This is a genomic window from Proteiniphilum sp. X52 (assembly GCF_003712195.1).
GTDB lineage: Bacteria > Bacteroidota > Bacteroidia > Bacteroidales > Dysgonomonadaceae > Proteiniphilum.
In genome coordinates this window covers 576,506-596,701 of sequence record NZ_RDSD01000001.1, presented here as the reverse complement: position 1 = coordinate 596,701, position 20,196 = coordinate 576,506, and the positions used below count along the sequence as shown (strand labels likewise).

At 40.7% G+C, this 20,196-nt stretch carries 25 protein-coding genes and 1 pseudogene; 4 read left to right on the top strand and 22 right to left on the bottom strand.

Annotated features, from left to right (window positions below; genetic code table 11):
- The 7 genes from D7D25_RS02425 to D7D25_RS02385 form a co-directional block, all read right to left on the bottom strand.
- Nucleotides 1-785, bottom strand: a 785-nt coding sequence (locus tag D7D25_RS02425) for a GLPGLI family protein (RefSeq protein ID WP_148038825.1), incomplete at its 3' end; no start/stop codon positions are given.
- A gap of 122 nt (nt 786-907) precedes the next feature.
- Complete coding sequence (locus D7D25_RS02420) at nt 908-1,819, bottom strand: GLPGLI family protein (RefSeq protein ID WP_122967322.1); 912 nt, start codon at nt 1,817-1,819, stop codon at nt 908-910.
- A gap of 6 nt (nt 1,820-1,825) precedes the next feature.
- Nucleotides 1,826-3,514 carry a glycosyltransferase gene (locus D7D25_RS02415; protein WP_122967321.1) on the bottom strand — a complete coding sequence of 563 codons (1,689 nt, stop codon included), beginning with the start codon at nt 3,512-3,514 and terminating at the stop codon, nt 1,826-1,828.
- Entirely contained in the window at nt 3,490-4,725 is a 1,236-nt protein-coding gene (locus D7D25_RS02410) for a TIGR04150 pseudo-rSAM protein (protein WP_122967320.1), read from the bottom strand. The genes D7D25_RS02415 and D7D25_RS02410 overlap by 25 nt, the downstream gene beginning before the upstream one ends.
- A 10-nt stretch (nt 4,726-4,735) precedes the next feature.
- Complete coding sequence (locus D7D25_RS02405; protein WP_122967319.1) at nt 4,736-5,995, bottom strand: radical SAM peptide maturase; 1,260 nt, start codon at nt 5,993-5,995, stop codon at nt 4,736-4,738.
- Between the two features lie 390 nt (nt 5,996-6,385).
- Nucleotides 6,386-6,622, bottom strand: a complete 237-nt coding sequence (locus D7D25_RS02395) for a hypothetical protein (RefSeq protein WP_122967317.1) — start codon at nt 6,620-6,622, stop codon at nt 6,386-6,388.
- 211 nt (nt 6,623-6,833) lie between these two features.
- Nucleotides 6,834-8,552 carry a glycosyltransferase gene (locus D7D25_RS02385; RefSeq protein ID WP_158602516.1) on the bottom strand — a complete coding sequence of 573 codons (1,719 nt, stop codon included), beginning with the start codon at nt 8,550-8,552 and terminating at the stop codon, nt 6,834-6,836.
- Nucleotides 8,553-8,720: 168 nt separating this feature from the next.
- Here D7D25_RS02385 and D7D25_RS18735 point away from each other — a divergent pair, with 168 nt between their 5' ends.
- Complete coding sequence (locus tag D7D25_RS18735) at nt 8,721-9,062, top strand: transposase (protein WP_122967314.1); 342 nt, start codon at nt 8,721-8,723, stop codon at nt 9,060-9,062.
- A gap of 33 nt (nt 9,063-9,095) precedes the next feature.
- Here the strand turns inward: D7D25_RS18735 and D7D25_RS02375 are convergent, their stop codons facing one another.
- Entirely contained in the window at nt 9,096-9,971 is an 876-nt protein-coding gene (locus D7D25_RS02375) for a hypothetical protein (RefSeq protein ID WP_122967313.1), read from the bottom strand.
- A 739-nt stretch (nt 9,972-10,710) separates the two neighbouring features.
- On the opposite strand from D7D25_RS02375, the gene D7D25_RS02365 reads away from it, so the two are divergent.
- The 3 genes from D7D25_RS02365 (at nt 10,711) to D7D25_RS18140 (ending at nt 11,507) form a co-directional block, all read left to right on the top strand.
- A complete protein-coding gene (locus D7D25_RS02365) occupies nt 10,711-11,028 on the top strand; it encodes a hypothetical protein (protein ID WP_148038824.1) in 318 nt (105 codons plus the stop codon).
- Nucleotides 11,029-11,110: 82 nt separating this feature from the next.
- On the top strand, nt 11,111-11,386 hold the full coding sequence (locus D7D25_RS18730) for a sensor histidine kinase (protein WP_158602515.1): 276 nt from the start codon (nt 11,111-11,113) through the stop codon (nt 11,384-11,386).
- Entirely contained in the window at nt 11,367-11,507 is a 141-nt protein-coding gene (locus D7D25_RS18140; protein WP_122967310.1) for a hypothetical protein, read from the top strand. The genes D7D25_RS18730 and D7D25_RS18140 overlap by 20 nt, the downstream gene beginning before the upstream one ends.
- A 7-nt stretch (nt 11,508-11,514) precedes the next feature.
- On the opposite strand, the gene D7D25_RS02350 is transcribed toward D7D25_RS18140, so the two are convergent.
- The 14 genes and pseudogenes from D7D25_RS02350 to rplR form a co-directional block, all read right to left on the bottom strand.
- Nucleotides 11,515-12,228: an NAD(P)/FAD-dependent oxidoreductase gene (locus tag D7D25_RS02350; RefSeq protein ID WP_255417143.1), complete on the bottom strand. Its 714-nt coding sequence runs from the start codon at nt 12,226-12,228 to the stop codon at nt 11,515-11,517.
- A gap of 478 nt (nt 12,229-12,706) precedes the next feature.
- Nucleotides 12,707-13,201: pseudogene (gene rplQ / locus D7D25_RS18425) on the bottom strand (50S ribosomal protein L17); the annotation flags it as partial.
- Nucleotides 13,202-13,209: 8 nt separating this feature from the next.
- Nucleotides 13,210-14,211, bottom strand: coding sequence for a DNA-directed RNA polymerase subunit alpha (locus D7D25_RS02340; protein ID WP_122967308.1), 1,002 nt, complete (start codon nt 14,209-14,211; stop codon nt 13,210-13,212).
- A gap of 4 nt (nt 14,212-14,215) precedes the next feature.
- Complete coding sequence (gene rpsD, locus D7D25_RS02335) at nt 14,216-14,824, bottom strand: 30S ribosomal protein S4 (RefSeq protein WP_122967307.1); 609 nt, start codon at nt 14,822-14,824, stop codon at nt 14,216-14,218.
- A 195-nt stretch (nt 14,825-15,019) separates the two neighbouring features.
- Nucleotides 15,020-15,409, bottom strand: coding sequence for a 30S ribosomal protein S11 (rpsK, locus tag D7D25_RS02330; RefSeq protein WP_019541316.1), 390 nt, complete (start codon nt 15,407-15,409; stop codon nt 15,020-15,022).
- A 12-nt stretch (nt 15,410-15,421) separates the two neighbouring features.
- Nucleotides 15,422-15,802, bottom strand: a complete 381-nt coding sequence (gene rpsM, locus D7D25_RS02325) for a 30S ribosomal protein S13 (RefSeq protein ID WP_019541317.1) — start codon at nt 15,800-15,802, stop codon at nt 15,422-15,424.
- A 34-nt stretch (nt 15,803-15,836) separates the two neighbouring features.
- Entirely contained in the window at nt 15,837-15,953 is a 117-nt protein-coding gene (gene ykgO / locus D7D25_RS02320) for a type B 50S ribosomal protein L36 (protein WP_076929107.1), read from the bottom strand.
- A 285-nt stretch (nt 15,954-16,238) separates the two neighbouring features.
- Nucleotides 16,239-16,457, bottom strand: coding sequence for a translation initiation factor IF-1 (gene infA / locus D7D25_RS02315; protein ID WP_019541318.1), 219 nt, complete (start codon nt 16,455-16,457; stop codon nt 16,239-16,241).
- A 17-nt stretch (nt 16,458-16,474) separates the two neighbouring features.
- Nucleotides 16,475-17,242 carry a type I methionyl aminopeptidase gene (gene map, locus D7D25_RS02310; RefSeq protein ID WP_122967378.1) on the bottom strand — a complete coding sequence of 256 codons (768 nt, stop codon included), beginning with the start codon at nt 17,240-17,242 and terminating at the stop codon, nt 16,475-16,477.
- A 33-nt stretch (nt 17,243-17,275) separates the two neighbouring features.
- Nucleotides 17,276-18,598 (bottom strand): preprotein translocase subunit SecY, encoded by a 1,323-nt coding sequence (secY, locus tag D7D25_RS02305; protein WP_122967306.1) that lies wholly within the window; start codon nt 18,596-18,598, stop codon nt 17,276-17,278.
- Between the two features lie 4 nt (nt 18,599-18,602).
- Nucleotides 18,603-19,049 (bottom strand): 50S ribosomal protein L15, encoded by a 447-nt coding sequence (gene rplO, locus D7D25_RS02300; RefSeq protein WP_122967305.1) that lies wholly within the window; start codon nt 19,047-19,049, stop codon nt 18,603-18,605.
- Nucleotides 19,050-19,132: 83 nt separating this feature from the next.
- On the bottom strand, nt 19,133-19,309 hold the full coding sequence (gene rpmD / locus D7D25_RS02295) for a 50S ribosomal protein L30 (protein WP_122967304.1): 177 nt from the start codon (nt 19,307-19,309) through the stop codon (nt 19,133-19,135).
- A gap of 12 nt (nt 19,310-19,321) precedes the next feature.
- Nucleotides 19,322-19,840: a 30S ribosomal protein S5 gene (rpsE, locus tag D7D25_RS02290; RefSeq protein WP_122967303.1), complete on the bottom strand. Its 519-nt coding sequence runs from the start codon at nt 19,838-19,840 to the stop codon at nt 19,322-19,324.
- Nucleotides 19,841-19,845: 5 nt separating this feature from the next.
- Nucleotides 19,846-20,190 (bottom strand): 50S ribosomal protein L18, encoded by a 345-nt coding sequence (rplR, locus tag D7D25_RS02285; protein ID WP_019541324.1) that lies wholly within the window; start codon nt 20,188-20,190, stop codon nt 19,846-19,848.
- Between the last annotated feature and the right edge of the window lie 6 nt (nt 20,191-20,196).

The following is a 20,196-nucleotide window of genomic DNA, read 5'->3' as shown; positions in this document are numbered from 1 at the left end:
ACATGATTGCGTCTATCTGCTTTCTTGAATTGTGTGAAGGCGTCATGCATTTGTATGGGGAACTTTTCGGGGTAGCTCTCAATCCCCACGCATTCAAAGACAAATTGCCTCTCCTCATCGTACACTTTCAGGATCAATCCCGGCAACCCCCCGAATTTCCAGGGGCCGTTGCCGATGGGGATCTCCGTTGCGAACCATGCCGTGTAATTCCTGCCTCGAAATTGGCATGCCGCTTTTTGGCACAAATAACCTACAACGGTCAACGTATCGTCGCTTATTTCCCACTTCTGTACGGGCAAGGGCTCTGTGTGTCTGCTGTCAAAATGCGATAATTTATTGGGCATACGGGTATATTCGGTCAATTCATTCTTCGAAAAATCCTTGAAATATTCCGAATAGATGTGCTCCGACCATCCCTGGTATTTTCCCATGGGGCCTTTCCATCCAACCGTTCTATGCTCGTTAGTGACGTTTGGATTATTTTGCATCCAAACAGAGGCTAAGGAGTCGTTGTTAAATACGAAATAACTGTAGTATTTCGAGAAATGTGACCCTATCTCCAACCGTTGTAAATCGTCGTACGTTTCCATATTCCTGATGTCCATCGCATTCAAGGCATACAATATCCGGAGATTGCTCGAATCGACGGTACTCATTTTCAATTCAAACTGGAAAGGGAAAGGCGCCCCCGGATTTACACCCGGAGTCTCCTGTGATAGGCTTTTCAAGGCAGAAAAAGTCCAGAATGAAAAACCGAAAATTAAAAATATAGACAGATGTTTCATAATGAATTAAATATTATAATTTACGGATTGACATGCTATAAACTAAACTTTTGTCATCAAAAAAGATACAGAAAAATCTGTCCCATCGAAAATTGTTTTTTATGATACAAATCTCCCGAACCTTATTCCAATTCCATGGGATTGTACGGATTTAACTTTTCTTCATCTTGAAAGGCGATAACTTCATCGTCAGAATTTGGTATCAACAATAACCGATAATAATTCTCCTGGGCTTCTTTTTTCATTTTTACATGATTGCGTCTATCTGCTTTCTTGAATTGTGTGAAGGCGTCATGCATTTGTATGGGGAACTTTTCGGGGTAGCTCTCAATCCCCACGCATTCAAAGACAAATTGCCTCTCCTCATCATACACTTTCAGGATCAATCCCGGCAACCCCCCGAATTTCCAGGGGCCGTTGCCGATGGGGATCTCCGTTGCGAACCATGCCGTGTAATTCCTGCCTCGAAATTGGCATGCCGCTTTTTGGCACAAATAACCTACAACGGTCAACGTATCGTCGCTTATTTCCCACTTCTGTACGGGCAAGGGCTCTGTGTGTCTGCTGTCAAAATGCGATAATTTATTGGGCATACGGGTATATTCGGTCAATTCATTCTTCGAAAAATCCTTGAAATATTCCGAATAGATGTGCTCCGACCATCCCTGGTATTTTCCCATGGGGCCTTTCCATCCAACCGTTCTATGCTCGTTAGTGACGTTTGGATTATTTTGCATCCAAACAGAGGCTAAGGAGTCGTTGTTAAATACGAAATAACTGTAGTATTTCGAGAAATGTGACCCTATCTCCAACCGTTGTAAATCGTCGTACGTTTCCATATTCCTGATGTCCGTCGCATTCAAGGCATACAATATCCGGAGATTGCTCGAATCGACGGTACTCATTTTCAATTCAAACTGGAAAGGGAAAGGCGCCCCGGGATTTACACCCGGAGTCTCCTGTGATGGGCTTTTCAAGGCAGAAAAAGTCCAGAATGAAAAACCGAAAATTAAAAATATAGACAGATGTTTCATAATGAATTAAATATTATAATTTACGGATTGACATGCTATAAACTCCAAACAAAAACCAATAACCCCGTTCAAACTTAAATCCTTATTTCTTTTACTGTATTCACTCCAGTCCGGTAAGACAGTAATGTTATAAACAGATGGAGGATCTATGTATTTTCTATTTTCATAATAAAGAATGTATTCTATATAGGTTTCGGGGCAGTTATTGTGTTTGCCATTTTCAATGATTTCCTTGGATTTATTATACACTTCCGATAAGAAATCAGGGGTAAAAGGATTATTACCCTTATTTCTATCCTTCTCAGAATATAATCGACACAGTATGTATCTTACAATTCCACCAAATCCATAGAATAAATCGTAACGATTTATTCTTGCAGGGGATACTTCCATTATTTTTAAATCTAAATCCGACAATATTTTATTGACATCTCCCTTAATAAATTTATGCAGGCATAAATATTTGATACCCCATCCTATTCCCAATAATCCATCTGCAAAATTTAATGGTATATTCTCAGAGACAGCATCAACCACTTTATCTAAAAGAGATTTTGCCAATTGAGAAAAAAAAGGATTATGGGTAAATTTCGCATAATGAAAAAGCAATAAGACAATTCCCATTTTTCCAGCCACTATCCCATTACCTTTGGATTGGTCAATATGGCAGACAATATATGAAATACGGTTTAAAACTATTCGTTCTTTATTTTTTATAGTCTCTTTTTCTTTATATTTTTTTTCTCTATTTAATTTGTCAAATGAAATAAAATCCTTAGTAAACTTGCTCTCCAAATCAGATTTCATGGTTTTGATAAATTCATAATTCTTATAAAATAAAAGAGAAGAACGAAAATATGTTTCAGGAGATTTAAATTTTTCAATGGCAAATGTCTTTTTTTGTAAAGCATTTGGCAACAACAGATAAGCGATGTATAACCGGTTATAGGTCCTCTTTTCGGAAAAATGAGCATAGGGCGGGGCGTCCCTGTATATGTGGCCAATCACCACATCATTCAGTAATTTACAAGTTCCTCCTTCAAGCCACACTTTCAGACTGATTAGGACCTCGTCATTACCATACGACAGTAACCCCTCCACTCCCCTCAAATACTGCCAATATTTTTTTGAACAGGCATAAGCCGCACCCAATACGCAAGAGACTGAAACTGTTGACTCTGTAGAAAAATTCGATTCAATCGTTACCCATTCCGGCTCTAAAAAACTCAGCGAATAAAAGTAATTTATGATTGCACCATTATATTGAAGGTAAAGAGGCATTTTTTTTTCAATGACAATGTCCCTTTTTTTCTTTAACACCTTTGTTTGAGCACATAAGAGGGATCTTGGGTCTTTGCTTAATTCTTCGATAATGCGACCAATCCATTTGTCGTCATAAAATCGCATGTGGGCGTCCAAAAGCAAAAAATACTCGGTTTCGCATAAACTTATGCCCAATTCACGTGATGCGGCAACACCTAATCTTTGCTTGTTCTCAATGTACGTGATATTGTATTTTTCGGCAATACCTTTATAATCAAACCCATCATCCGACGCATCGTTAATAATAATAATGTTTATATTGTTATCCGAATATTGAAAGATACTCATTAATGTATTTTCGACTTCGCAACCCTCATTGGCAAAAGGAATGATAACGGTGATTTTTTTCAAGTCATACATTTTATTGTACATAAATTAAATCGATTTAAATAAAACTCATAGTTGGATGGAGGCGGACAAAGATTTCTGAAAATACAATCCTTGCAAGGCGTGACTTTTTCCCTAGTGCATTTCCAGGAAGATTCCGGATCATTTATTTCACGCTTTATTAACTCCATAGCATCTTCCCTCATACTGCCTAAAGGTTTTTTATTCAAATTTCCATAGACATTTCCATCCGGCAATATGAATAAATGCCCCCAATAATTAGAATTGATAGACTGATTGCAAAAAACGTTTTGTTTCGTAAGTGAAAGATTTTCAATATTATCCCTTGAAATGAAAATATTCTCCTCGAAAAAATCAAAATTTCTGCTTGTCAGCACAGGCAAAATATCTGATTTTGTCAAGTTGTGATCTTTGATTATTTTTTCACAAAGGAGAAAATCATTCTCATTCTTAATTAAAAATACCCAGTTGTATTGAATGCTATAATCTTTTATGTAGTCTTGAATTTTTGTAAAATCCCCTATTGTGATAAAATACAACTTTAACGTAAAGTTGGTACTCTGCAAAATATCAATTATCTGAAGAAAAGCATCCGTGTATCTTCCCGGCATATAACAGGTAACATATATTCCATGCGTTACAAATAAACCGATTAAATCCCTAATATTCGGATAGATTAACTGATCAGAGCATATTAAATTTACCTGTCGTAAATGTGTGGTGTTAGATTTTTCTAAAAAAGAATGGATTACACCCAATTCAAGAAAAGATTCTTCACTATAAGGATAAATGATTTGTTTATAATATTCCCGTTCTTCATCAGGCAATCCTCCTCCTGATAAGAAAAATGACATTTCATTCAAAAATTCAGCGATATTGATTGAACTGTAATATTTATTCTTGTCGAGTTGAGCTTCTTCAATTTCGTCGCGCAAATTCAGAATAGGAGGAAGGCTGAATGGTTTTTTCTCCTCATTTTCAATAGAATATATCGCACCAATTTTATATTTTACGATGGAATCCAACCATGACGAAAACAATGCATCCTGTTTGTCTGAATGATCAATTGCTACACTATACAAGTTGGCCGGATCGTTAAAAAGCAAACAATAGTTGTGAATCAACTCGTTACAACTAAATGTAAAAAATTTTTTCGCATTTGAATTGTAAAACAGGCCTTCCGATTCATTAAACCATAAGAATGTCTCCGGAAATAACACAATAAAGTCTTTCATAGTGTCTATGTTAAAAAGTTTCTCTCATTAATTTTAAATAAATATCCGGATTTTCAGCTAAATAGTTCAACCTTGAATGAATATACATGTCATATTCCTCTTTATTTTTATATCCCAAGCACACAGGTTTTGTTTCTAAATTATCCACATAGAAAAAGCATTGTGAACACACAGGTTTTGCGTAACAGGTTTTACACAACGACCATATCTTTCTATAATACAGGCTGTATTTTTTTGCAATTGCTTTAAAATCGATGTTTACCCCTTGTTCCGTTACCTTCCCCAAAGAAAATTTCTGATTAATTCGTTCACAGGGTAAAATATCTCCTCCAACAGTTAAAAAAAGCTTGCGATCAAAAGGGAAGCAGGTTCCGGTAGGATAAACGGTTGCGCCTTCTTTTGCCATTAACGAATTATACGAACGAAAACTATTTCCACTCAAACTCATTAAGATATTATACAGGCTTCTGAATTGTGGGGAAATTTCTATAAATTTACCAGTATATTCCTTATTTTTGGGATTTGTCCAGTCTGTATCTGAAGAATGAAATATTTCATTAAATTTATCTTTTTGTTTTTCCAACACACCGGATTCATTTATTTCCGAAACTGTCGGATATTTTCCGAAATTTTCATAAATAAAATTTTTTATATTAAACGTATCGCCTCTATCCGTCAATACGGCATTAAAACTGACATTCGTAGCGAAAAAATCCGGATACTTCTTTTGGAGTTGTTTTGTATTTACAAAAACTTTATCGAAAGAATTATTGCCCCTGCTGTCGATCCTGTAACTGTGAGCATATTTATCGCCATCCAGACTAATCAATAGGACAAACTTCTTTTCAACCAAATAGTCCATATATCTGTTCAGAAGAATCCCGTTAGTGGTCATCGCATAGGTGAACGATCTTCGTTTTGGAACTGGGAGCGACTCTATATATCCGATTACTTTCTTTATAAAGGGAATGTTCAACAAAGGCTCTCCCCCGTAAAAACCGATGAAAGTTTGACGATGATCATAATCCACCTCATTATTGTTCCACAAATTGAAAAGGTAATCAATTATATTTTTTGCTATAATAAAACTCATATTTTCTCCCTTCGAAAACCGGCGTGTATTATACAACTCTCCATAGCCGCAATACTTGCATCGCAAGTTGCAGTTACTTGTTACTTCAAATACAAGTTGTCTTAAATTTACCAAGGCTTTATAAGGAACAGTGTCGGATAAGTTAAGCACATACTTATAACTCTTATATAAATCCATAATCAAAAAAGTCTTAATTTATAGTCAATTCAATCACAATCAAGGGAAATTGCCAAGTTTGCCTTCAACTTTAATGCTTCCCTGGCATTCTTCTCTTAACAAACGTGCTAACGAAAGAAAGTCGAAAATCACTTGAAAACACAGAGAAGTGGATACACTATTTTGCAATTTAATATCTAGCCCTATGAGAGCACTTGTCGGAGAAAATTCAAAGAACAAAGAAACCAAATTGGAGTTGTATGAAAAGGGATACATTATGATATATAATATATCCCTCTTTAAGTACCCGATCAAAATTAATTTAAAGTATTCACTTTTATATTCAATTGATAATCACCGTATTAATAAAGATGGTAATGAACACAAAATTGTGCCTAATACTTAAATTAATTACCCATTCTTTGCTGACTCTACATTCTCGATATCTGATCCACTACAAGTACATAATATTGGAGCATTTGTCCCTGTTCCTGTAATATTTTTATCTCTATTAGCAACTCTATTGTCTTCAGATGTAGCATATTCTCCACACGAACCACATTTACACAAGTTTCCACCAAAAATCAATTGCTGCTGTTTTTTATCCATCTGGATCTCGTTTAGCTTGAACAAATTTATTTTATTCATATATTTTGTTTTTTTAAGTAAACACTCATGATATCTCTCCTATTTCTCTCTATAAAACTATTCATGTTTAAGGTTAAAGGGTTTGCTAACGAGAGAACAATAGCAAACCCTAGTTTGCTTAAGTTGGTTTTACATAATTCCCAAATGGAATATTTTTTAATGTAAAATATTTTTTTTCTCTTAGAAGCTAACATATTTTTTTCGTATTGTTTTATGAAAATGATTCATTATAGAAACCATGAACAGTTTTTAACAACAAAGCGTAATCCATCTTTCCATCATTAAATAATGCTATCAAGTCATTAAATAGAATTTCATATTGAGGTGATTCGACCAAAATTCGTTCCATTACTTGCTCGGCGTACTCCATCTGTATTCTTACAGTAGATTGAAACATTTCTTCTTGCCGAGTATTGGATACCTGTTTCTCCGAACTGCGATACTTTAACAAGATTTCAGTAACAGTGGCAAATTTCAAGCCTTTCAATGCTAAATCTGTCCACAATTTATAATCTTCAGCACACGCATAGTTTTCTTTATATAAATTTGTTCCGCACTTGCATACTGATGATTTCCGCAATATAACCGTTGGATGCGATAATGTGTTGTATAAAAGAAGTGAGGAAACGATTTCCTCATGATCAGCAGGTCCACGTACAATGTCCGTTCTATTGCCAAATGTTTCCATCCACGACCCACAAATATCTATTTCGGGGTGATTTTCCATAAAATCGTATTGCGTCTGCAACCGGCTGGACAGCATAATGTCATCGGCATCCATCCGGGCAATGTATTTACCTTTGGATCGGGCAATACCCCGGTTCAAGCTGTCAATGAAATTGTGTGAATTTGTTATCAAGTGAATACGTGAGTCTTGATAGGTTCTGATTAAATCAATACCCTCTGTTTCAGTGGAGCCATCATCTATAATTAGCAACTCAAAATCTCCAAAAGTTTGATTAAGAATACTCTCGATAGATTCTTTTAGAAATTCGGGAGGGACATTATAAATCGGCATAACAATACTAAATACGGGCGACATTTGAAGCGTTTCTTTACCGGCAGGCTGTTTCCTAATTTTGTGTGTTTTTATATTTAAGACTTCCCTGGTTTCCGGATATTTACTCCAAAGAATACGATAATAGGAATCGTCTATTTTCAATAGTCGTCCAAAATCAAACGTATAATTGTTGAAAATGTAGTTTTCACTAAGATTTATGGTACATTCCATTTTTTGGTTGTTGTAATTTGTCAGTTCTACACTGTTTGCTCTGCCATCCGATTTTAATGGAAATAGAAAGTTATACTTTCCCTTCTGTCTTATTATGTCTTCTAAATTTTCATTATCAAAGAAAAATAAAACATTGGCTTCTTTTATTAATTTAATTGCATGGATATCATCTTTATATTGATTACAGAATAAATTGAGATAAAATTCGTCCATACCACGAGGAACCTGTAATTTATTATTATAGATGAATTCTATTTCATCGTAAAAAGATAAAGCTAACTTTTTGAAATATTCAGTCATACCTCCATAAAATCCCCCCAAATATCCACCCTTTCCCCAATACATTTCTAGACATAAAAATTGATGTGAAAAAAAATCATATTTGTCCCCTATGGCAAAATCCGCATCAATATAGAATATATGACTGTATTCCTCCCATTTATTCATCTGATTTAGGTAATCGGTAATGATATTATTTTTCAGTAACGCTGTATAAGGCCAAGCTGTGGTTTCACATGGAATATGACGGAAACCGTCAATCATCTCATCGCGATCGGTGAAAAGTATAAAATCGACCGGATAATCTTGTCCGAAATACTCTTTATTATATGGGAGAAACTTTCGCACAGAATCAAAATAATGACGATCTTTTCCTACCGCGATTGTAAAAAGCGCTATTTTATGAATGTTCGTGTTCATCAAAAAATTTTCCATCGTTTATTTGAGTTAAAAAATCCATCTTCTTTGAAGGTTGCAATATTCATCGATGCTCTATACCTAAAATGAATAACTAGGGTACATGAATAAATACAAGCAGCAGAATTATGTAGTGTGGTAATATGATTATCAATTTATTGGGTATCCTAAATATCGTTTTCGCATTTTAGGATCATTCCTCCAAAAGTTTCAGTTTCAGAAATAATAGGGACCTTTGAAAGGCAAGTTGGCAATAAAGCAATTCAAAAATTATCCACAATTAAAAAAGAAACCATATTGGCTAATCATTTTTGGTCTCATAGCTATTTTGTCAATACCGTTAGTCTGATGAAGATATTATTCGACGTTATATTCAACAACAAAAGAAGCAAGACAAAAAAGAAGAGAACAATAGTCAAAACTTTCCTTTGTTTGACTAATCTTACTACATTTCAAAGACCATTTGAAGGCGAGGCCTGCATCTTATTCCAAGTTCTCCTATCTTTGGAATAGTATTTCAATTATTGTAATTTAATGTATACCTTTTCAGATATTCTTTTTACTGATTTTATAGGTTTTTATGTTTAAGATTTCCCTTGCTTCAGGGCATTTGCTCCATAGAATGCGATAAAAGGAATCGTCTAATTTCAATAATCGACCGAAATCGTAAGTATAATTATTGAAAATATATCCCTCTTCGAGATTAACAATACACTCCTGTTTTTTATTCTGAAAATCAACAATATAAGTTTTGTTAGCACGCCCTTCCGCCTTGTAGGGCTGCATAAACAGACACTTGCCCGCCTGCTTAATTTTGAGATCTAAATCTTCATTATCATAGAATACCAAGGTGTTGATCTGCTGATCCATGTCTATTACGTGAATTTGCTCGCTGTATTGTTCCCTAAACAAACCCAAGTAAAATTCATCCAAATCACGTGGAACGGGTAATTTGTTTTCACAAATAAATCGGATCTCATCATAAAAAAGCAGACAAAGTTTCCTGAAATACTCAGTTTTACCTCCATAGAAAAAACCTCCACCGTTCTTGTTATTCCAATAGGGTTTCACCAATAGAAAATTATGCCGAAAGAAATCATATCGGTCACCAATGGCAAAATCGGCATCAATAAAGAAAATGTGGCTGTAAGTATCCCATTCCCCAGAAGTATCCAGATAATCAGTAATTAGGTTGTTCTTCAACAGTGTAGTAAAAGGCCATAAAGAAGATCGACAAGGAATAGAAATAATGCTTTTGATCGTTTCATCCCGATCGGTAAATACATAATAATCAACATCAAGATTCTGTCCGAAATTTGCTTTATTATAGGGAAAATATCGGCGCACAGAATTAAAATAGATGGGATCTTTCCCAACAGCTATTGTAAAAAGCGCAATCCTATATATGGATATATCTCCCATAATTTGCGAATTAAAAAACGCATTAAAAATAGATTTGCAAGATATTAAAAAAAAACGGCAAAAACCACTTTTTTGTATTTTTTATGTATTTTTTTGATATATATAAGAAAGCACTCAAATACACCTATCTCATAAAATAACTTATATAAAGCTTTTCATAAGGTCTTAAAGAAACTGAAACAAAACTTTCAGTTGCAATTTTGAGTCCACTCTCTCCGAAAAGGCGAAGCTATAATTTAGTTTATAATTTTTGTACCATAAATTTTATAAATCAGGTAAAATTTCCCTGAAAAAGTCCTTTGAGATATTTGCGTATATAATTATTATTCATTATCTTAGCAATGCTTAAAACTGAATCCTATGTTCAAAAAATCGGACAACAACCCTCAATTGGGTGTTTTTTCTTCGCCAACGGAGCATTTTTGCGAGTCCAAGAGGCGAGAGGCTCGATTTTTCCTTTTGTAATACCCTTTCCAAGTCCTTATAAACCGAGTATGCGGTAAATGCAATGCAGATTGCGCCTCGATACGGTGTTTAAGCCTGTGATATATGGGACGTATCCGCAGGTCTGTCTTGGATATGCAAAACGCCTTTTCGATCCATGACAGAAATGCTGTTAGTAAAAGATACTTTAAATTTATATCTAATTGACTCTTTATTTCAAAGTAATTTTCCTCATATCTCTGAACTTTCAGCCTATTCCTTTATAACAAAAGAAAAAGATAAAACCATAGATTCATTGTATTTCGGTAAAAACAGGATTCAACAACTGAACGACACCACTAAAGGAGTGTATATTAGCATACCGTTAGGCACAAGCGACACCTACCGGTTTGTTTCACACTTTATCTTTAACCCGACAACAGCAACACAACGTATGACATTGCTCGTCGTCATATCGGGCGTAGCAGTTGTGGCCGTCGCATTGATACTGTCTGTGCTGTTACTTCAATTAGGACGGCAAATAAACAGGTTACATTTGCAGGAAAAGCGGGTAAGGAGTATTATCCACAATCTGAAATCACCATTGGCGTATATCTACGCAGGTTATCTATAGAGAAAAACAGATTACAGTAACATTTAATATTTTACCCCAAGCCTATACCATTTATGTAGATCCCTTTTATTTCGATAGTTGCTTGCGTAACCTGCTGGACAATGCTGTAAAATATTCAGACAATGCACCCGTTATTACAGTATCAGCCAGAAAAGAAAAAAATAGAATTCTGATCAGTGTAGCCGACAATGGTATAGGTATCCCCAAAAAGGAACAACGCAAAGTCTTTAGCGATTTTTATAGATCTCAACGAAAATCACCGGCGAAAGGTCACGGTATTGGGTTGTCATCGGTAAAACAGATTGTAAGTGCACATGGAGGCACTATCAAGTTAGAGAGTGAAGAGGGAAAAGTATAGTGTTGACGTGGATCAGAGCATACATAACGTGATTTCCAAACTTCGGAAATACCTGAACAGAGATGAACAGGTACGAATCGATACGGTACGATATGAAGGGTACCAATTGACTATTTCATAAAGTTGTCTCAATCACTATCTTTCAGTATCAGGCGCAGTGAATTGTTTTTGGTGACGTAATTCCATGCCCAGTTGATAAAGACGACCAGTTTGTTACGGACACTCAGGATGAGCATCAGATGCAGGAACATCCAAACCAGCCAGGCAAACCGGCCTTTGAATTTCACGAACGGAAGGTCCACCACCGCCTTGTTTCGCCCGACAGTCGCCATGGTACCCAGATTACGGTATTCATAGGGTTTCAAGTCGGTTTTTCCTTCCACAATCTTCCGCAGGTTCTTCGCCAGGTTCTTCCCCTGCCCGATCGCCACATTGGCCAGCTGCGGATGCCCTTTGGGGTATTTTCCGGTTTCCATGTAGGCCACGTCGCCAATGGCAAACACATCGGGGAGCCCCTCCACCCTGTTGATCCGGTCTACCCTGATCCTGCCATTCGGCAATACCGAACCGGCGGGGATTCCTTCTATCAGGTTCCCTGTCACGCCGGCCGACCAGATCACGTTACTGGTCGGGATAACCTCTCCGTTATTAAGGGTTACTTTCTCCCCGTCGTAATTCTTTACAATGGTAGAGGTTTTTACGATCACTCCCATCGAACGGAGATACTCTTCCGAATATTTTTGCGCGAAACCACTCATGTTGGAAAGGGTATGCGGACTGCCTTCCAGCAGATAAACCCGCACCTCGCGAACCGCCGCTTTTTTCACGCAGTTCATTTGCATGTTCCGAATAATAAACAGTTGGTAGCGTGAAAAGTTGACAGATAGGAGGGGTAAAAAGCAAAAAAGCGCTACAAATCACTTGCGGCGCTTTTCTTTAATGTTTAACATTTTAAAAATCACAGCTTCGCTGCAAATACATTATCGACTGAGTTTTTCAGGTCTCCGTCTTGATGACGATGTACCCACAGCGTTTCTTTTATTACGTCTCCTTTATTCCGAGTGATAATTACGCGTTATCTCTGGGAAGTGGGACTTTTTTATCCGTATCCGGATTTGATTCTTTTGCCTTAGCTTCTACGCTTGCGGCTATCTTTTCTTCCTTTGCCTCCTGTTTGGCAGCAGCTTTTTCCTTATCGGTCTTCGCTTCCACTTCGGGAACCACATCGGTGTCTGCGGATTCATCCACAACGGGCACATCCTGTCCCGTTTCAGCGGTCGGCGTCTCTTCCACCTTCACCGCTTCCTCTTCAGCGTTTTTTTCGGCTTCTTCCCGGGTTTTGGCTTTCGCCTTAGGTGCTTCGGCAACCGGAGCAGCCGCGGCAGCATCGGAGGCTTTCCGGCGTGAACGGCGGGTTCTGGTCTTCTTGGCGGCCTTACCCTCGCCCAGCATGTTCTCGTTGAAATCAACCAGTTCGATGAAGCACATGGACGCGTTATCACCCAAACGGAATCCGGTCTTAATGATACGGGTATATCCTCCGGGGCGGTCCCCCACTTTCTGCGATACGGTCTGGAACAGTTCCGTGACGGCAACTTTGTTTTGCAGCTTGCTGAAAACCTCGCGGCGGGAATGGGTGGTATCCTCTTTACTTTTAGTAATGAGGGGCTCTACGTATTTTCTCAATTCCTTGGCTTTGGGAACCGTAGTGAAGATGCGCTTGTGCATGATGAGCGAACTGGCCATATTGGATAACATGGCCGAACGATGCGCGGTTTTACGTCCCAAATGATTATTTTTCTTGTTATGTCTCATTGCAGTTTTTAGTCTTTATCTAATTTGTACTTCGATATATCCATGCCGAAGTTGAGTTTGAGGCTATTGAGCAGCTCTTCCAATTCGGTCAGCGATTTCTTTCCGAAGTTACGGAACTTAAGCAAGTCGTTTTTGTTGTGTGAAACCAGTTGTCCAAGAGTTTCAACGTCGGCGGCTTTCAGGCAGTTGAGCGCCCTTACCGACAGGTTGAGGTCGGACAATTTTCGTTTCAGAAGCTGGCGCATATGGAGTACTTCTTCATCGAATTCCTCAATGCTTTCGGCATCGGATGTTTCCAGCATGATCTTGTTTTCGTCGGAAAACAGGACAAAGTGCTGGATCAATATCTTGGCCGCTTCTTTCAACGCCTCTTTCGGTTGGATGGAGCCATCGGTGTTAATCTCAATGGTGAGTTTCTCGTAGTCCGTTTTCTGTTCGATACGGTAATCATCCACTTCAAAGCTCACGTTACGGATCGGAGTGTAAATTGAGTCGATCACCAAGGTTTGCACATCGTCCGAGGCGATCAATTCGCGGTTTTCGTCGGCAGGCACATAACCACGTCCTTTATTGATAGTCAACTCGAGACTCAGATTTGCTTTTTTGTTCATGTGGCAGATCTCCAGTTCGGGATTCAGCACCTCGAAACCGGTCAGCAGTTTACCAATATCTCCGGCCTTAAACACTTCCGTTCCCGAAATAGCGATGCTTACTTTTTCCGTCTCAAACTCTTCCACTATCCTTTTGAACCTTACTTTTTTCAGATTAAGGATAATACCTGTTACATCTTCCATCACGCCGGGAATGGTCGCAAATTCATGATCCACGCCCTCAATTTTCACCGATGTAATGGCGAATCCTTCCAGCGAGGAAAGCAGAATACGACGCAAGGCGTTGCCTATGGTGATGCCGTATCCCGGTTCCAGCGGACGGAATTCAAATTTACCGGAGAACGCGTCCTCCTGTAACATGATTACCTTATCGGGTTTTTGGAATGCTAATATTGCCATGAAATTATTGTTTAGAATATAATTCTACGATGAGTTGTTCTTTGATGTTTTCCGGAATGTCGGCTCTTTCAGGCAGGTGGAGCACTTTGCCGCTCATGGTACCTTTATCCCACTCCAGCCAGGGATATTTACTGTGATTGAATCCGGCCAAGGCATTGGCCACGATCAACAGCGATTTCGATTTTTCCCTTACACCTACCACGTCACCGGGTTTCACTGTATACGAGGGAATATTTACGATCTTCCCGTTTACCACAATATGACGGTGCGACACCAACTGGCGCGCACCAGCTCTCGTGGGGGAAATACCCAGACGGTAGACGATGTTATCCAAGCGCGATTCCAATAACTGCAGCAATACCTCACCGGTAACACCACGGCTACGTTCCGCCTTTTCGAATGTGAGGCGGAACTGCTTTTCCAGCACGCCATATGTATATTTCGCACGTTGTTTCTCCCGCAACTGGATTCCATATTCAGACGTTTTTCTCCTGCGTGAATTTCCATGCTGTCCCGGGGGGTAGTTCTTCTTGGAGAGAACTTTATCGGGGCCGAAAATGGGTTCGCCGAATTTACGGGCGATTTTTGATTTTGGACCGGTATATCTAGCCATTTTACAAATTAAACTTTAAAAAACTGAAGCCTAAACTGTGCAGCCGCGATTACAGAGAAGTTGTGGTGTAATCAAATCACAGCTCAAGTTTCAAGATAAATGAAACTTAAATTATTGTTCAACACGTTGCACTATTTCCCGCCATGGCATAACACAAGCAAACTTGTTTTCCGCTCAACTGGCTTAACGGAATAGTTATACTTTTCTTGCTTTCGGCGGACGGCATCCGTTATGCGGAAGCGGAGTCACATCCACGATCTCAGTCACTTCAATTCCCGCGCCGTGAATGGTTCTGATGGCCGACTCGCGTCCGTTACCCGGACCTTTCACATAGGCTTTCACTTTGCGCAACCCCAGGTCATACGCTACCTTGGAGCAGTCTTGCGCGACCATCTGAGCCGCGTAGGGAGTATTCTTTTTAGAGCTTCTGAAACCCATTTTTCCGGCAGATGACCAACTGATCACCTCGCCGTTTTCATTGGTCAATGAAACAATGATATTGTTGAATGACGATGAGATATGCGCTTGTCCGACCGCGCTTACTTTCACATTTCTTTTCTTTGCTGCAACTGTTCTTTTTGCCATGTTACCTATCTGTTATTTAGTAGCTTTTTTCTTGTTAGCAACGGTTTTCTTTCTTCCTTTACGGGTACGGGCATTATTCTTGGTACTTTGTCCGCGCACGGGTAAACCGATACGGTGGCGAATACCGCGATAGCAACCAATATCCATCAGTCGTTTGATATTCAGCTGTACTTCGGAACGAAGATCTCCCTCCACTTTGAATTCAGTGGAAATAATCTCACGGATACGGGCTGCCTGATCATCAGTCCAGTCTTTCACTTTGATGTTCTTGTCAACTTCTGCTTTTGTCAGAATGGTGTTAGCTGCGCTGCGGCCAATGCCGTAGATATACGTGAGCGCTACTTCACCCCTTTTATTTTGCGGCAGATCGACACCTACAATTCTTATTGCCATATATTACTTTATAGTTATTTTGATTATTACCTTCTTATCCCTGACGTTGCTTGAACTTGGGATTCTTCTTGTTGATAATATACAAACGACCTTTTCTTCTTACTATTTTGCAGTCGGCCGTACGTTTTTTTAATGATGCTCTTACCTTCATACGATTAAATCTGTTTATCTTTCAGATCTTTCCGGTTCCCGAGGGTTCCTCTCCCCAACCGCAACTACAAAGATCAGAAAATTATCTATATTTTTATTCTTTTTTCACACTGTTTCAGGTTTAAAGGGCGAAATTACGCATTTTTCACTGTTAAAGACGCCTTTCACCGTTATCACCCCGTCTCCTCAGTCATTCATTCTCCCCGTCACCTGGTCTTGCTCTCCCGCGGGCCACCAAATCTCGCGGTCTCCCCGGTCTTCAAGTCACCCGGTATTCCCCGGTCAATCATTTATACCTGAACGAGATTCTTCCTTTGGAGAGATCGTAAGGAGACATTTCCACTCTCACCCTGTCACCGGGTAGAATGCGTATGTAGTGCATCCGCATCTTGCCGGAGATATGGGCGGTTATTTCATGTCCGTTTTCCAGTTCTACACGGAACATCGCATTTGACAATGCTTCGATAATTGTTCCGTCCTGTTCTATTGCTGCTTGTTTAGCCATGAATCAAATACTCCGTTTTAATTATTTTCCTGAATAAATTCAAATGTCGACAAGATATCGGCCTTACCGTTACGGATAGCAACAGTATGTTCGAAATGGGCCGATGGCTTACGGTCTTTGGTGCGCACCGTCCATCCGTCATTTTCAAAAACCACCTTCTTGCCACCCATATTGACCATCGGTTCGATAGCAATGCACATGCCGTTCCTGATGAGCGGGCCAATTCCACGCCGTCCGTAGTTGGGGACTTCCGGCGCTTCATGCATCTCCCTGCCGATCCCATGACCGACCAGCTCGCGCACCACGGAGTAACCGTGTTTTTCGCACCAAGTCTGGACAGCCGACCCAATATCCCCGATTCTGTTTCCTTCCTTTGCCTGCTCAATACCCTTGTAGAGCGATTCTTTGGTTATACGGAGAAGCATTTTCACTTCTTGGCTCACCTCGCCCACGCAGAAAGTATAGGCTGAATCGCCACAAAAACCACGCAATTTGGTGCCGCAATCGATCGATATGATATCTCCCTCCTGCAACGGCTTGTTATTGGGAATTCCATGCACCACATTCTCATTCACGGAGGTACAGAGTGAATTGGGAAACCCCCCATAACCCAGAAAGGTCGGGACAGCGCCATGATCCCTGATGAATTCCTCCCCGATGCGGTCGAGCTCCAACGTGGTGATTCCCGGCCGGATATGCTTCGACAACTCTCCCAGAGTCATGCCCACCAGCCGGTTCGCCTCACGCATAAATTCGATCTCTTCGTCGGTCTTCAATATGATCACTCTACTGTTCATCTATTCAGGTAATTCTTGATCTTAGTAAGCAGCTATTGATCCTGTCCGCCCTTTAATTTTGGCTCCCGATTTCAGGAAACCGTCATAATGGCGCATCAAGAGGTGGCTTTCGATCTGTTGCAAGGTATCGAGTACCACACCCACGAGGATCAGCAGGGATGTGCCTCCGAAGAACTGGGCAAACTGGGAGTTGATCCCCATTAACCCGGCAAAAGCGGGTAAAATGGCGACTATGGCCAGGAAAAACGATCCGGGCAGTGTAATTCTCGACATGATTGTGTCGATATATTCAGCCGTCCTTTTTCCCGGCTTCACTCCCGGTATAAAACCATTGTTGCGTTTCAGGTCTTCCGCCATCTGTACCGGATTCACCGTGATTGCCGTATAGAAATAGGTGAAAGCGATGATCAGCATTGCAAAGATGAAGTTATACCAGAAACTGGTGAAATCCATCAGTGAAGCCAGGAATCCCCCCCCTTCACGTGCGGTGAACCGGGCAAGGGTAATGGGGATAAACATGATCGCCTGGGCGAAAATGATAGGCATCACGTTTGCCGCATTCACTTTCAGCGGGATATATTGTCTTACGCCTCCATATTGCCTGTTACCCACAACACGTTTTGCGTATTGCACGGGGACTTTTCTGACACCCTGCACCAGCATAATAGCAGCGGCGGTAACGGCAACGAGGAACAACAATTCGAGCAAGAGCAGGATCAATCCTCCCGGGGCGTCGATCAACCGGTCATATTCTGCCACCAGGGCATGGGGCAAACGGGCGATGATCCCGATAAGAATGATAAACGAGATACCGTTTCCCACTCCTTTGTCGGTGATACGTTCTCCCAGCCACAGCACAAACATGCTACCACCGGCGAGGATTACCGTGGAAGGCAATACCCAGTCCCAGAAACCACCGGGAATGGCGCTGCCCACGGCTCCATAGAGATAAGCCGGTCCCTGCACGAGCAGGATCAACACCGTAAGATAACGGGTGTACTGGTTTATTTTAGTACGTCCGCTCTCCCCTTCACGCTGCATCTTCTGGAACGCGGGGACGGCAATACCCAGCAACTGCATCACAATGGACGCGGAAATATAGGGCATGATTCCCAGTGCGAAGATCGACGCGTTGGCAAAGGCTCCTCCGGAGAACATGTCGAGAAGGCTCAACAGCCCGGTGCTGGCATTCGCCTGCAAGGCCACAAGCTGTTCGGGGTTGATTCCAGGCAGCACGACGAACGAGCCGAACCGGTAAATGGCGACAAAACCTATGGTGATAATAAGCCTTTTTCTAAGGTCTTCTATCTTCCATATATTCTTTATTGTTTGTACGAATCCCATTTCATTAGAGTTTTACTGCGGTTCCACCTGCTGAAGCAATGGCTTCCTCGGCCGTTTTGGAAAAGGCGTGCGCCGACACTTCGAGTTTGGCTGACAAGGTGCCTTTGCCGAGAATCTTCACTGAATGCTTGCGGGAAATAAGCCCGGCTTCCACCAACACTTCAGGATTGATTTGGGTGAGTTTTTTGGCCTCAGCCAGTTTCTGCAATGTCTCCAGATTGATGGCTTTGTATTCCACTCTTTTCAGGGGTTTGAATCCGAATTTGGGTAAGCGACGCTGTAAAGGCATCTGTCCCCCTTCGAAACCGACTTTCTTTGAATAACCCGATCTTGATTTCTGCCCTTTATGTCCTTTGGTAGAAGTCCCTCCTTTTCCCGATCCGGGGCCGCGGCCAATCCGTTTGCGGGTTTTGGTGGCACCTTCAGCCGGTTTTAAATTCGATAAATCCATTGTATATTGTCTTAAAAAAATACTAATTACTGATTACTGATTACCATTGACAATTGTCAACGATCCGTTGTCTATTGCCAAAACTACTCCACAATCGTTACCAGGTGCTGTACCTTGCGTACAAGTCCTCTGATGGAAGGAGTATCTTCATGCTCCACCACACGTTGCATTTTGGTAAGTCCCAGAGCGTCCAACGTTTTTTTCTGATCTTTAGGAGCTCCGATTCTGCTCTTTGTCTGTTTAATTTTTATTGTAGCCATTTCAGATCGTTTTTATCCGTTAAACACTTTTTCCAAACTCACCCCCCTGTTCTGGGCCACCGTGATGGGATCCCTCAACTCTGTCAACGCGGCGATGGTTGCTTTCACGAGGTTGTGGGGGTTGGACGATCCTTTCGACTTCGCCAACACGTCAGTGACGCCCACACTCTCAAGCACGGCACGCATGGCACCCCCCGCCTTTACCCCGGTACCGGTAACAGCCGGTTTGAGGAAGACTTCCGCGCCTCCGTAGCGCGCAATCTGTTCATGCGGTATCGTTCCTTTATACACCGGAACCTTGATCAGGTTTTTCTTGGCAGCCTCCACACCTTTGGCGATGGCCGTAGTGACTTCACCTGCTTTACCCAAACCCCAGCCAATGATGCCGTCTTCGTTTCCTACAACTACCATCGCGGCAAACGTGAAGGTACGTCCACCTTTTGTTACTTTGGTGGTACGGTTGATCGCCACTAAACGGTCTTTCAGTTCAATATCGTTGGTCGATTTTACTTTATTTATTACTCCTGCCATGATCGTTAAAATTTAAGTCCGCCTTTACGGGCTGCATCTGCCAATTCTTTAATACGTCCGTGATAGAGGTAACCGTTCCTGTCGAAAGTCACCTGCTCCACTCCCGCTTCCCTCGCATTCTGGGCAATCAGTTCGCCCACTTTGGCCGCGATCTCTTTCTTGGGAAGTTTTTCTTCCAGTTTCAGAGAAGAGGCTGAAGCCAAGGTCTTGCCGGTGGTGTCGTCGATGACCTGGGCATAGATCTGTTTATTGCTTCTGAATACCGAGAGGCGGGGTCTCTCGGGGGTTCCGTGTACTTTACCCCGTACACGGGTCTTTATCTTTAATCTTCTTTCGTTCTTTGTCAACATAGTGAA

Bases quoted from the DNA above. Each gene is read 5' to 3' on its own strand.
- D7D25_RS02340 (WP_122967308.1), bottom strand. From the start codon at position 14,211: ATGGCAATATTAGCATTCCAAAAACCCGATAAGGTAATCATGTTACAG.
- ykgO (WP_076929107.1), bottom strand. From the start codon at position 15,953: ATGAAGGTAAGAGCATCATTAAAAAAACGTACGGCCGACTGCAAAATA.
- D7D25_RS02405 (WP_122967319.1), bottom strand. From the start codon at position 5,995: ATGGATTTATATAAGAGTTATAAGTATGTGCTTAACTTATCCGACACT.
- secY (WP_122967306.1), bottom strand. From the start codon at position 18,598: ATGGGATTCGTACAAACAATAAAGAATATATGGAAGATAGAAGACCTT.
- D7D25_RS02350 (WP_255417143.1), bottom strand. From the start codon at position 12,228: ATGCAAATGAACTGCGTGAAAAAAGCGGCGGTTCGCGAGGTGCGGGTT.
- rplR (WP_019541324.1), bottom strand. From the start codon at position 20,190: ATGTTGACAAAGAACGAAAGAAGATTAAAGATAAAGACCCGTGTACGG.
- infA (WP_019541318.1), bottom strand. From the start codon at position 16,457: ATGGCTAAACAAGCAGCAATAGAACAGGACGGAACAATTATCGAAGCA.
- D7D25_RS02385 (WP_158602516.1), bottom strand. From the start codon at position 8,552: ATGAACACGAACATTCATAAAATAGCGCTTTTTACAATCGCGGTAGGA.
- rpsE (WP_122967303.1), bottom strand. From the start codon at position 19,840: ATGGCAGGAGTAATAAATAAAGTAAAATCGACCAACGATATTGAACTG.
- rpmD (WP_122967304.1), bottom strand. From the start codon at position 19,309: ATGGCTACAATAAAAATTAAACAGACAAAGAGCAGAATCGGAGCTCCT.
- rpsD (WP_122967307.1), bottom strand. From the start codon at position 14,824: ATGGCTAGATATACCGGTCCAAAATCAAAAATCGCCCGTAAATTCGGC.
- D7D25_RS02410 (WP_122967320.1), bottom strand. From the start codon at position 4,725: ATGAAAGACTTTATTGTGTTATTTCCGGAGACATTCTTATGGTTTAAT.
- D7D25_RS02375 (WP_122967313.1), bottom strand. From the start codon at position 9,971: ATGGGAGATATATCCATATATAGGATTGCGCTTTTTACAATAGCTGTT.
- D7D25_RS02415 (WP_122967321.1), bottom strand. From the start codon at position 3,514: ATGTACAATAAAATGTATGACTTGAAAAAAATCACCGTTATCATTCCT.
- D7D25_RS02395 (WP_122967317.1), bottom strand. From the start codon at position 6,622: ATGAATAAAATAAATTTGTTCAAGCTAAACGAGATCCAGATGGATAAA.
- rplO (WP_122967305.1), bottom strand. From the start codon at position 19,049: ATGGATTTATCGAATTTAAAACCGGCTGAAGGTGCCACCAAAACCCGC.
- rpsM (WP_019541317.1), bottom strand. From the start codon at position 15,802: ATGGCAATAAGAATTGTAGGTGTCGATCTGCCGCAAAATAAAAGGGGT.
- rpsK (WP_019541316.1), bottom strand. From the start codon at position 15,409: ATGGCAAAAAGAACAGTTGCAGCAAAGAAAAGAAATGTGAAAGTAAGC.
- D7D25_RS02420 (WP_122967322.1), bottom strand. From the start codon at position 1,819: ATGAAACATCTGTCTATATTTTTAATTTTCGGTTTTTCATTCTGGACT.